Origin of the sequence: Leptospira tipperaryensis, assembly GCF_001729245.1 — a bacterium.
In the GTDB taxonomy this organism is placed as follows: domain Bacteria; phylum Spirochaetota; class Leptospiria; order Leptospirales; family Leptospiraceae; genus Leptospira; species Leptospira tipperaryensis.
In genome coordinates this window covers 3,251,160-3,263,565 of the sequence record NZ_CP015217.1, presented here as the reverse complement: position 1 = coordinate 3,263,565, position 12,406 = coordinate 3,251,160, and the positions used below count along the sequence as shown (strand labels likewise).

Genomic DNA, 12,406 nt, shown 5'->3' with positions numbered 1-12,406 from the left:
GCGACAGAAAATCTCCGAATGTATTGAATTCCTCCGAAGAAAACTTTAAAAGAGATTAGATATGGAACTGCTGAACCCTAAAAAAACCGAATTCGCGCATCTGGATGAAAAATCTAGAAATATTATGAAACGAACCATCGAGTTCTTTGAGAAAAAAGGAAAGAACAAGTTAAAGGAAGACGATCGTCACCAAACTTGGTACGGAGATTTTCTCGAATTTCAAAAAGAAGTAAAGGCTTTTGCGACTTTTATGACTCCAGCCGGTTATGGAGAATCCGATTCACGTTGGGATACAACTCGGATCTGTGACTTCAACGAGATCACCGGTTTTTACGGACTCTGTTATTGGTATACTTGGCAGGTTACGATGTTGGGGCTTGGTCCGATTTGGATCAGTAAGAACGAAGAAATCAAACACAAGACCGCGAAACTTTTACAAGAAGGGGAGATCTTTGCGTTCGGCCTTTCCGAAAAGGAACACGGAGCGGATTTGATTTCGAGCGATATGGTTCTCGAGAAAAACGGAGACGGATCCTACGTCGCGAACGGGGACAAATACTACATCGGTAACTCGAATAAGGCCGCGATCGTTTCCACATTCGGAAGAATGAAAGAGACCGGTAATTACGTTTTTTTCGCGGTCAATTCTCAACATAAGAATTACGAACTCATCCAGAACGTCGTTAACTCTCAGAGTTACGTGGGAGAATACGCTCTTCACGACTATCCAATCTCGGAGAACGAGATTCTTTCTAAAGACAGAGACGCTTGGGATGCTTCTCTCAGCACGATCGCGATTTGTAAATACAATCTGGGTTGGGCTTCGATCGGAATTTGTACTCATTCTTTTTACGAAGCGATCAATCACGCGTCTAAGAGAAAATTATTCAATCGTTATGTGACCGACTTTCCTCAGATCAAACAGATGTTTGTCGACGCGTATTGCAGATTGTTCTCCATGAAACTTTTTGCTTCCAGGGCAAAGGATTATATGAGATCGGCTTCCGGTTCCGATAGACGTTATCTTCTCTTCAATCCTATGGTGAAGATGAAAGTCACGATGCAGGGAGAAGAGGTCATCAATCTTCTTTGGGACGTGATTGCCGCCAAAGGTTTTGAGAAGAATATGTATTTTGAAATGGCCGCGAAAGACATTCGAGGGCTTCCAAAATTGGAAGGCACCGCGCACGTCAACATGGCTCTGATCATCAAGTTTATGAACAACTATTTCTTTGAACCGAATTCGTCTCTTCCTGTAATCCCGAAGGTGAACGATTTCAAAAACGACGATTTTCTTTTTAACCAAGGCGCGACTACGAAGGGTTTTGAGAAGATTTCCTTTCACGATTACAATGTAGTGTATTCCAGTGTAGATCTTCCGAACGTGAAAATTTTTAGAAAACAAATTGCGACTCTTAAAGAATTCTTAGAAAAAACTCCTCCCGATGGAAAACAATCCAAGGATCTCGACTTTATGTTGATCGTAGGAGAATTGTTTACGTTAGTCGCTTATGGACAACTTCTGATCGAAAACGCGAAGATCGAAAAAGTTGAGGACGACCTGTTGAGTCAGATTTTTGATTTTCTGATCCGAGATTTTTCGAAATACGCTCTTCAGCTTTATTCCAAGAGAAGCAGCACGGTGGAACAGATGGCGAAATGTCTTGAAATGATTCACAAACCCGTGGAAGACGAAGAACTGTTTTTAAGAGTTTGTGCGAAAGTTTATTCTTACAAAGACGCCTACGAGATGGCTCCTTGATTTTACTTTGCGGCGGACTTTAAGTCCGCGTTTAAGAAAAATTACGGAATACGAAAGAGTTCGTTTGTCGGAAGAATGACGGACCTTTCGTGTTATGATGGTTTCCTCACCGACGAGTTGAGAGGAATTGAAATGAGAATCGTTCCCGATATTTGTTTGTAGGAGTTCCTACACGGGACTTTTTGCTTGCAAAAAGTAAAATTTTCTGATAGAGGAAAGTTTCCGGAATTTTTCCACCACCCACCCCTCCACCCAAGATCAGGGTGGGGCCCGCAGTTTTCACAGAGGATTGTCGTTGTTCCGACAGTTTGGACTTGCGATCCAAGGAAGATCTGCCAAGGGACTTTCTACATTCATTGGTGAGTCCGAACAGAATGAGAATTTCTCCCGAAGTACATCCTGGGACATAGGTAACACTTTAGACCAGAGACATGGGTTACACTTTTAAAGTCTTTGTTACTTTCTTCGTGTGTTCGTTGAAGTAACCGATTGTTACAAAGCTGAAGAAGATCTTCCAGGGACATCGTCGATGAGCTCGAACCCAATTCTTTCCCTAAGAATCAGAGAACGTTTTAGAGTTCGTGTTTGTAACCCGCTCGAAAAACCTGTCCACCCAATTGAATCGGAAAAGCCGGAGTTGGAGAAAGGTTCAAAATCGTTCCCAAAGACTTGCTCGCCGTAGAATCATACTTGGATGCAAAGACGGTTTCGACTTCTAAAAAAATATGGCCTTTGTCGGTGATTCTTGCCTGAGTTCCGAACAACCAGTGAGGTGAGAATCCGGAGATTCGAAATTGAATGTTCTCTCGAACCGCAGTCGGATCGGGCCCGTCTTTTAAAAGGTCCCGCACTAAAGACAATTGAGGAACGCTTACGGAAAGAATATCTAAGGTGTCGGAAACGCTCTTCGAATCATTTCTTCCTCTCAGTCCCCAACCTCCGGTGTAGTAGTTGAGGCCGGCTCCCATGTAGATCGCCGTGTCTTCCGAGACTTGAATTTTGATTCCGATTGTCGCGGGAATTATGATAGATTGAAAATTCCAGTTCGCGTCAATAAAACGATAACCCAGGAAACTTGCTTTTGTAATTCCACCGGCGATCTTTTGAGTATAATTTCCTGAGATTCTCCAGAAAAAATATTTTCCGAAATCTTTCTCAAAACCCGCCATAAGATTTCCGCCGACCATCGCACCTTGCGCGCTATCCGCTTGAAAAACTCCTCCCGTGGTTCTATCGATCGTGATCAATCGATTCTCCGGAACGACGAGTCTTCGAAGCGCGACACCTCCGGTCATACCGTTTCGATTACATCCGGCCGCACTCGGATCGCAAGGGTTTGAAGATTGTACCGGGAAATATTGACCTGAATTGATTCCGTCTTTTGTGATGATCTCGCCCATATTTCCGAGATCGAATTGAAGACCCAGGCCGGTTACGAAGTAAGATTTAGCGTTTAAGTTTGAGTGAAAAAAAATAAAAGCAAAAAGGAATGCCGCTTTTAGAAAGAAAGAGACGGGAAGAATGAAGAGCCTGCGTAGAATCATTTACAAATGTGAAAACTGTTAAGCTTGTAAAAATTAGGACGCTAATTTGAGAGGAACTCCTGTCAAGGTTCTTCAAGAGTTTTTTAAATCGAAAGGTATAAAAAAAGGCCCTCACGAGGAGAGCCTTTTTCAAAAAGATCTTTTGATTCGATCTTAGAGTTCGTGTTTGTAACCGAATCTGTAAACCTGACCACCCACGACGATTGGATAAGCAGGATATGGAGAAAGGTTAGAAGCTCCACCCACAGACTGAGTTTTACCTACAGAGTAAGCCGCAGACATAATCGTTTCGAGTTCGATAAATACGTGACCTTTGTCAGATACTCTTGCTTGAGTTCCGATCAAAAAGTTCGGTGCGATACCGGAAGCTCTAAAGCGTGTATGCTCACGAGTTGTTACTGGATCCGTTCCATCGCTTAATAAGTTCGCGATTGAAGTAAGACCGGCTGCTGTAAGAAGGTCGTAACCACCTTTGATATTGTTGGTTCCGTTCAAAGACCATCCGCCGTTGAAGTAGTTCAAACCTGCTCCCATATACACTGCTGCGTCTTCAGTAACATTGATTTTGATACCAACGGTTGCAGGAATTACGATCGAGCTAAATCCCCAAGTGATGTCGACAATGCTATAACCAGCGATATCCGCTTTGGTAATACCACCAGAAATCTTTTGAGTGTATTCTGCTGCTACTCTCCAGAAGAAATACTTTGCAAAGTCAGACTCGTATCCAACCATCAAGTTACCACCGACCATGGCTCCTTTCGTAGTTGCCGCGTTGATAAGACCGCCGGAAGTTCTTTCCAGTGTGATCAATCTGTTTTCAGCAGGGATCGCACGTCTTGGTGCAACACCAATATAATTACCGGTTCCTGCCGCCTTTGAAGGATCTTGAACGCAACCTGCGTCAGTTCCAACAGTACAGGTATTGGAGGATCTTACAGGACCGTAATAAGTCGCAGCATCCAGACCATCCTTAGTAATTGTTCCACCTAATTGCCCCAGGTCTAACTGTAATCCAAATCCTACAATACCGTATGATTTTGCACTTAGGCCTGCTGCCGAAGAAAATAGGGCGAGGACAAGCAACACTTTACTCATGTTACGAACCATTGATAACTCCTTACTCACGATTCAATTTGATTTGATGTGTTTCCGGAGGTTATATATATTTCCTGAATCCCCGGATACAGGGTGAAACTTTAGAAGTTCGCAGATTAGTGTCAAACAGGATTTCGACAAAAGATTGAAAAGTTCCCAAAATTCTCGAAACGAGAAAAAAACTTTTCATTATTTTATAACAAATGTTATGATCGATCTTTTGCGAGGTAAGATTACACAAATAAAAGCATCTTGTCGTTTCGATCTTGGAAGAATCGAGGGCATTCGACGGAAAATTTTAGAAAATCACGATATAAAAAAATGAAATACTTCCGACTAGAACGAACATTCCAATGAACAAATGTTTCTCAAGGAAGATCTATTTTCGATTTGTACAAAATCTTGGAACTCGAGAGATTCTTTCTAAAATAAGAGATGGGAGCGGGACTTACATCGCGCATTCAAAGAATTTGAATAGAAACTCTTGTTTCTTTCTAAAAAAATCTTCGGAACCTTCGATGGAACTTTCTTTTTTATTCTTGTCATCGGATTCTCCTTGGCGATCCTATTCTTGAAACCGTTGGGGGTGGGGCAAAATGTTTGCCTCTGAGAGAGTCCCCGGAACCTGATCAGGATAAAGCCTGCGTAGGAAAACGGATCATACAAAAGATTCTTCTCTCGTAAGAACGTGCCCTAACGCGTGTTTTGCGAAACCAAAGTTGGATTCTTTTGATAGTTTCTTGTTTTTTGACGCCTCCTTTTTAGTTCCTCTCCAAACCGACGGTCAGGAGAATGTATGGAACCCACTCAAGAATTTCAAGTCCCTCTGAAATCGATTCAGCTTACCGACGGGACGCAGTATCAATGTTATCACACGGAAGGCGCTCTTTCCGGAAAACTTCCTTCGGATTATAAGAATGGAATTCCCAAACTTCGAAAGGAATGGGTTCAAAAACGTTTGGACCGGGGGGACAAAAATCATTCTCAGATGTATTATGCGAAGAATGGAATCATCACCGAAGAGATGCGTTATGTGGCCATTCGAGAAAAAATGTCCGAAGAATTTGTTCGCTCCGAGATCGCTTCCGGTCGCGCCATTCTTCCTTCCAATCGAAATCATCCGGAACTCGAGCCGATGATCATCGGTAAGAATTTTTTGGTCAAAATCAACGCGAACATCGGAAACTCGGCCCTCGGTTCTTCCATCGAAGAAGAAGTGGAAAAACTCCATTGGTCTGTGAAATGGGGCGCGGACACGGTGATGGATCTTTCGACGGGAAAGAACATTCACGAAACGAGAGAATGGATCATCCGAAATTCTCCGGTTCCGATCGGAACGGTTCCGATCTACCAAGCCCTTGAAAAAGTTAAGGGTAAAGCAGAGAATTTGAATATTCAAGTTTTCTTAGAAACCCTCGAAGAACAGGCGGAACAGGGAGTGGACTACTTTACGATTCACGCGGGAGTTCTTTTGCGTTATATTCCTTGGACCGCGAACCGCGTGACAGGAATCGTTTCGAGAGGAGGGTCGATTCTCGCGAAATGGTGTCTCGCACATCATAAGGAGAATTTTCTCTACACTCATTTTGACGATATCCTAGGAGTGATGAAAAAATACGGAGTTTCTTTTTCACTCGGAGACGGACTTCGTCCCGGTTCCATCGCGGACGCAAACGATAAGGCTCAGTTTGGAGAATTGGAAACCCTCGGTGAATTGACAAAACGCGCTTGGAAGGAAGACATCCAAGTGATGATCGAAGGTCCGGGTCACGTTCCGATGCATCTCATCAAGGAGAATGTGGATCTTCAGATGAAACTCTGTCAAGAAGCCCCGTTTTACACGTTAGGCCCTCTTGTCACAGATATCGCTCCCGGTTACGATCATATCACTTCTGCGATCGGAGCCGCGATGATCGGTTGGTTTGGAACGGCTATGCTCTGTTATGTGACTCCCAAGGAACACCTCGGTCTACCTGACAAAGAAGACGTAAAGCAGGGAGTGATCGCTTATAAGATCGCGGCTCACGCAGCGGACTTAGCGAAGGGACATCCGGGCGCCATCGAAAGAGACAACCTTCTGAGCAAGGCACGTTTTGAATTTCGTTGGGAAGATCAGTTCGCTCTTTCTCTAGATCCCGAAACCGCTCAATCGTTTCATGATGAAACGCTTCCGCAGGATCGTATGAAGACGGCTCACTTTTGTTCCATGTGTGGTCCTCATTTCTGTTCCATGAATCTCACTCAGGAACTCAGAAAGTTTGCGGAAGAAAAAGGCGTCGACGAGAACGAAGCCCTTCAGGTGGGAATGGTCGAAAAGTCCAAAGAGTTTTTGGAAAAAGGCGCGGAGATCTACAGCGCTCCCTGAGCTACTTCGCTTAACAATCCGACCGAGCCATCCTAATAGGTCGGATCGCCGAATTCTCTCGAAACGTTTTTAGCCGCGTCCGCGTGGATCGGTCGGCGAACTTAGATTATGCGGAAGTGCCCAGCGGACCGCGCGCTACTTTCGGCCCACGGAGTTCCGCTCGATCTTGACGGACCCGGTGGCGCCCCGTAGGAAATGGAGCACTGAGCTCTTGTTTGTGTCACTTATTACGGATGTGAAATACGGCGATTCTTTTGTTTGAACTGAGAAATGTGGGAACTCTTACTTTCTTGTCTGGCGCACTGAGGACTGAGTTGAGAATCCAAAAGTCTGTGGGAACTCCCGCGTTTTCAAAAGATCCTCGGAAAACAACTTGCTCCGACAAACGATCGCATTGAAATTTTGCTTGAAACCGGACTGTAAGTTCGTTTCAAGCGATTGTTCAAACGGATCATTACCTTAAAACCACAATTGATAATCGTTCCATTCTCATAAGAACGATTATCAAATTTTAATTTCCGCTAATTCTCATCCGTAATTCTTAAAATCTGTTCTCCCAAATCGATCTTTCCGTCCGGCGTTCGGATCGTGGAACGAACGACGTCTTGATCTTTGAGATATTGTCTGCGTTTGCTCTGAGCTTTGACGAAGAGTTCCCACTTTTTCTTTTCCGAAAGAAATCCTCCGAGAGCTTGTATGAGTTTCCCGGGAGCACGCAGCGCGCAACCCGACGGAGTTCCGGTCAGAAGAACGTCTCCGGGAGCAATATTACAAAATCTTGATAGTTCTACGATGGTTTCCAAGGGTTTAAAAACGAGATTGGAAGCTCTGTCTTTTTGTCGGACTTCTCCGTTTACGGTCAGATTCAATTCTAAGGATTCGTAAAACGCAAAGTCCCCTTTTTCTAAGACCGCAAGATAAGGGCCTACGGGACAAAACGTTCTATAAGATTTTCCCTTATACCACTGCAACTGCGGAAGTTGAACGTCCCTCGCCGATACGTCGTTGGCCATAAAAAAAGCTGCCACGTATTCTTCTAAATTTTTAGAATTTGGATTCAATGGAGAATCAAATCCTTTTCCGAAGACGAGCCCAAGTTCGATCTCGTAATCTAAAAGTTTAACGTGAGATGGACGAGCGACTTCTCCGATGGGGGAAAAAAGAGAAGCGTCCGACTTCGTAAAGAAAAGATTGTAATTCTTATCATCGGGATCGAGACCCGATTCGATCAAGTGTTGTCGGTAGTTCGCTCCTTGACAGATGATCTGGCACGGCGCCGTGATCGGAGAAAGGATCGAAACTTCCGAGACGCCGATCCATTTTTTAGCGGAAACTTTTTTCTTCTTTCGAACGAATTCTAAAAGTTCCGCCGTGGAAAGGTCCCCGCATTCCAAAGATTGAATTTTATCGTTTGCAACGAGTCCCCACTGGACTTGATTCTTTTTGCTAAACCGAACATAATTTTTTGCCATGGATCTTTCCTATTAGAACATTATAAAATTTGAATTCAAAAAATCGAATTCTCTCGAAATCGTGTCGGGATTTCCGTCGAAAATCATTCTTTCATTTTTGAAGAAAGTCGATTTGGGATCGAATCGCTTTTCTCGCTTCCTTCAAAACATTGAGCATCATAAAAACGTGAAATGCTTCCGGATATTCTTCATACTGAATTTGAACTCCGTTTTGTTTGCAGCTTTCATAAAACTTGCGATTGTCCGCTAAAAATATTTCAGCGGTTCCGATTTGAAGCAGAATCGGAGGAAGGCCTTTCGTGTTTCCGTAAATTGGAGAAAGAAGAGGTTGTTTGAGGTCCTTGTTAGGCGCGTATTCTTTCGCGGATTGGGTTAAAAATTCTTTTGTCAGCATCGGATCGTCTTTCGCGGTCAAAAGAGAATCCGGATTCTCCATACTCAGATCCAACCAAGGGGACATGAGGATCAATCCGTTTGGAAGAGTTTTGTGCAAATCCCTCAATTGATAAGCGACAGCGACCGCCAAACCTCCGCCGGCGCTATCGCCTAACAAAAACCAACGACCGGAAAGCAAATTTTGATTCTGAAGAATTTCGATGAGACGAACCGTTCCGTCCAATCCTTTTGGAAATGGAAACTTGGGTGGCATCCCGTAATCGACTACGAAGGCGGCCATCGAAGTTTTTTGTATTATGTTGGAAACGTATTTCCACTGCGCGGCAAAGGGTCCTTTGATATAAGCTCCTCCGTGGAGATAAATCAAAACTCCGTTAGACGCATTCTTTTTATCCAACCAAATTCCGTTGGCTCCGTCTACGCTGATCGTATCTACGGAGTGACGTTCTCTTACTTCCTTCGTTGGAAGCGGAGAATCTTTTCGAATCAGATTCATCACGTTCGTATGTTTGAGAACTAACTTTAAAACCGGCATCGGATTCCAGATCAGATAAGCGATGCCAAAAAGAAGAATCAAAACGGATAGGCTTAGAATACGTTTCATGTTTCCTCGTTACGGATTGTCTTAGGTAACTTTGGCTTTTGCGATGGACTTCGCAAAAATTCCCGGTAAAAATTTGTGTAAGAACGCCGCGAAGTTTTCTCTAAAGCCGGCGATGATGATCTCATTTTTCCCTTCCGCGATCGCGTCTAAAATTTTCTTAGCGCATTCGTCGGCCGCGATTCCCTGCTCAATGATGGAATCCATTTTTCCTTGTTTGGTGCCATCGCCTTTCAGCGCGTTATTTGAAATTTGAGTTTTGATAAATCCGGGATAAACCAGCGTGACCTTTACTCCTTCTTTTACGTTTTCCGCACGAAGAGCTTCATAAAAACCGGTGAGGGCCGCCTTACTCGCGCTATATCCGCTTCGAAGAGGAACACCGAAAAGACCTGCCACACTCGAGATGGAAGAAAGCACTCCCGATTTTTGTTTTCTCATAATCGGAAGAACCGCAAGAGAAAGCGCGATGTTACCAAAATAATTTACATCCATCAGTTTTTCGTATGTATCGATCGAAGTTTCGTACGTATAAGAACGCTGGCTGATTCCGCCGTTGTTGATCAGGATATCGATTCTTCCAAATTGATCGATCACCTTCTTGGGAACATTCTTTAGTTTTTTATAATCTTCTAAATCTAAAGGAAGAATCAAACTGTTTGTTTTGGAGAGTCCGCATTCTTTTTTGACCCGTTCCAACTCTTTGATTCGTCTCGCGGAGAGTACGATCGTTGCTCCGCGTTTGGCGGCTTCCTTGACGAGTTCTTCTCCGATTCCGGAAGAAGCTCCCGTAATCCACACTACTTTGTCTTTATAAAATGTCGCGCTCATTGGATTCCTCTTTATAAAAGGCGATATTTCCAAAGAAAGGATATCGATTCAAGAATTCTTCTCATACGAAATCGAATTTTAGAATGAAAAGACGGGAATCCGGTTTAAAAAAGAATCGCAGATTATTAAAGCGAAGTCGAATTCTTTAATCCGTTTTGTCGAGCGTGTGGATTTCGATGTCCAAGGCACGGACCGAAAGATGAATTTCCGCCAAACAGATGCAAAGCGAAGCCACGAGAAAGAGCAAGGCGAGTCCGAAAAGAAACCAGGCGGTTTGTTGAAGATCGAAGGCCAAGACCGTGAGACAAGAAGTGCAGGAAAGAAGACTGAGAATTCCCATACTCTGCGTATGTCGAATCAAAGAAAGTCGAAAGCGAAGGTTTTGAATTTGAGAAAGGATATCCGGATCTTTTTTTTCTTGGAACTTTGCGATCAATTGTCTTGCAAGATTTGCAAGTCCTAAAAATCGATTTGTATAGGCGAGCATAAGAAGCGAAATCGCTGGAAAGAGAAGGCCGGGAGTGTTGAACGATAGAGGACTCATAATTCTTTTGAAGTAGAATCAAACGTTCTCTCGTTCTGTAAAGTTTCATTTTTTTTCCATTCTTGCATTTTCATAACGGAAAAAATCTCGCCTGAATTTGTAAGTATGATAAGAATACTTTTAGGCATAATATGAATACAGAATCAAACCCCGTTTCAAAGCCAGATCTTAGCGTTCATAGAATTTTTGAAATTCTCGGATTGTTGTCCTTCATTGTTCTTTCGATCTTCCTCGGTTATCAACTCATCCGTTTGTTTTCTTTGGACATAGAGGAACACACTTGGCTTTTTTGGACTCTTCCTCTTGTGATCTTGACGTCTTGGATCGGCGCCGATTTTATTTCCGGTCTCGTTCATTTTTTAGGAGATAGCATTGGATCGGAAAAAACTCCGATCTTAGGTCCCGGTTTTATCTTTCCTTTTCGCGATCACCACGTGGATCCGAAAGGAATCACAAGACACGATTTTATCGAGACCAATGGAAACAATTGTCTCGTATCTCTTCCGATCTTGATCTATTATGTTTTCTTTTGGGAATCTTCCGGAATCTCGAGTTCGCTGATCGCTTTGTTTTGGTTTTTTCTCCTCTGGGGAATTTTTGCTACCAATCAGATTCACAAATGGGCCCATCAGGATTCTCCTGGGATGATTATAAAGACATTACAAAAATATAAAATGATCTTGGGTCCGGAGCATCACAAGGTTCATCATACGATTCCCTATGACACTTATTTTTGTATTACGACGGGTTGGCTGAATCCGATTCTAAGATATCTCAAGTTTTACGAGATTCTAAGATGGATTTTAAGAATTCCTCCCGCGGACGCGGTCAGAATGGAAGAATCCATTTCCGAACGATAACCGGAAGAAAGGAGAGGATGAAATAACCCTCTCCAAAAATTCTATAGAATTGATTTTTTTGAAAGTAACTTTCCCGATAAACGATCCAAGCCGGAATCAAAGATCCAAAACAAAAGTATAAGAATTCCGGAATCAGTTTCGGATTTCCTACGAGCCAGTATAAATTTGTGCCAAGACCCAGCGACGCCAGAGCGAAGACACATCGTTTGAGGGCGCGCGGAGAGATCTGTTTCAAAATCGATTCTACGTTTTCCTTTTGATCCAGTTCCCTTTCCATATAAGAATTCATAAACGAATTGCAAAGCGCAGCGAGCAAAAACAATAAACAAGGGATCAGAATTTCGGTTTTAGTTTTTGTAGTCAGCAAAAACGGACCAAACCAAACTCCGGCCGTATAAAGGATCGATACGGAACATTCTTTCCAAAAAAAATTAAGTTGAAGATAAGAAAGAAGAACGTGAAAAAATACGAAAATTCCGAGGATAAGTCCGGCTGTTACGATCCATTCCCTTAAAAATAAAATCGAAAAAATAAAACACAATACCGCTAAGATTCCAGTTAAAATACTTAAGAATATTAAATTATCGTAATGAAATTTATGTCTGAGATTGACGCTCGTTTCTCCGAGTTTCCATCCGTCAAAAAGATGATCCGCCGTGTAGATGATCCAAACCGCGGTCGGGAGGAGAAACCAAAACGCGGTCCGCATCGTAGTTTCTAAGAGCGTGGATACAAAAAGCGCCGAAGCGAGCGCGCCTAAGACGATATCGATGCTCAGGACATTCCAGTAGAAAAACGCTTTTTTAAGAATCGAACCTGACATTTTCGTCCGCTTGTTTATTGGAGAATATGGATTTCACCGTGATTTTACTCTGTTGCGGACTTAAAGTCCGTTTCAAGAAGAATTTACTGTGGAACCGTTTGTCGGACCAA

Annotated in this window: 9 protein-coding genes, 1 pseudogene and 1 riboswitch; of the genes and pseudogenes, 3 read left to right on the top strand and 7 right to left on the bottom strand. The window is 43.1% G+C overall.

Annotated features, from left to right (window positions below):
* Nucleotides 1–61: 61 nt before the first annotated feature.
* Nucleotides 62–1,762: an acyl-CoA dehydrogenase family protein gene (locus tag A0128_RS15200; RefSeq protein ID WP_069608289.1), complete on the top strand. Its 1,701-nt coding sequence runs from the start codon at nt 62–64 to the stop codon at nt 1,760–1,762.
* Between the two features lie 572 nt (nt 1,763–2,334).
* Here the strand turns inward: A0128_RS15200 and A0128_RS15190 are convergent.
* Both A0128_RS15190 and A0128_RS15185 read right to left on the bottom strand, forming a co-directional pair.
* The gene (locus A0128_RS15190; protein WP_083244145.1) at nt 2,335–3,306 is read right to left on the bottom strand and encodes a porin OmpL1; all 972 of its coding nucleotides are present in this window, start codon (nt 3,304–3,306) and stop codon (nt 2,335–2,337) included.
* Between the two features lie 153 nt (nt 3,307–3,459).
* Nucleotides 3,460–4,416 (bottom strand): porin OmpL1, encoded by a 957-nt coding sequence (locus A0128_RS15185; protein ID WP_069608287.1) that lies wholly within the window; start codon nt 4,414–4,416, stop codon nt 3,460–3,462.
* A 560-nt stretch (nt 4,417–4,976) separates the two neighbouring features.
* Nucleotides 4,977–5,073: riboswitch (TPP riboswitch) on the top strand.
* Between the two features lie 127 nt (nt 5,074–5,200).
* On the opposite strand from A0128_RS15185, the gene thiC reads away from it, so the two are divergent.
* The gene (thiC, locus tag A0128_RS15170; RefSeq protein WP_069608284.1) at nt 5,201–6,769 is read left to right on the top strand and encodes a phosphomethylpyrimidine synthase ThiC; all 1,569 of its coding nucleotides are present in this window, start codon (nt 5,201–5,203) and stop codon (nt 6,767–6,769) included.
* Nucleotides 6,770–7,290: 521 nt separating this feature from the next.
* Here thiC and A0128_RS15165 read toward each other — a convergent pair.
* From A0128_RS15165 to A0128_RS15150, 4 genes and pseudogenes are all read right to left on the bottom strand, one after another.
* Nucleotides 7,291–8,241 (bottom strand): fumarylacetoacetate hydrolase family protein, encoded by a 951-nt coding sequence (locus A0128_RS15165; protein ID WP_069608283.1) that lies wholly within the window; start codon nt 8,239–8,241, stop codon nt 7,291–7,293.
* 91 nt (nt 8,242–8,332) lie between these two features.
* A complete protein-coding gene (locus tag A0128_RS15160) occupies nt 8,333–9,241 on the bottom strand; it encodes an alpha/beta hydrolase (protein WP_069608282.1) in 909 nt (302 codons plus the stop codon).
* Nucleotides 9,242–9,262: 21 nt separating this feature from the next.
* Entirely contained in the window at nt 9,263–10,069 is an 807-nt protein-coding gene (locus A0128_RS15155; RefSeq protein WP_069608281.1) for an SDR family oxidoreductase, read from the bottom strand.
* 145 nt (nt 10,070–10,214) lie between these two features.
* Nucleotides 10,215–10,681 (bottom strand): annotated as a pseudogene (locus A0128_RS15150) (DUF2721 domain-containing protein).
* A gap of 63 nt (nt 10,682–10,744) precedes the next feature.
* Here A0128_RS15150 and A0128_RS15145 point away from each other — a divergent pair.
* Nucleotides 10,745–11,473, top strand: a complete 729-nt coding sequence (locus tag A0128_RS15145) for a fatty acid desaturase CarF family protein (protein WP_069608279.1) — start codon at nt 10,745–10,747, stop codon at nt 11,471–11,473.
* Here A0128_RS15145 and A0128_RS15140 read toward each other — a convergent pair.
* Nucleotides 11,442–12,284, bottom strand: a complete 843-nt coding sequence (locus A0128_RS15140) for an LA_0991 family prenyltransferase-like protein (protein WP_173662796.1) — start codon at nt 12,282–12,284, stop codon at nt 11,442–11,444. The genes A0128_RS15145 and A0128_RS15140 overlap by 32 nt on opposite strands.
* Between the last annotated feature and the right edge of the window lie 122 nt (nt 12,285–12,406).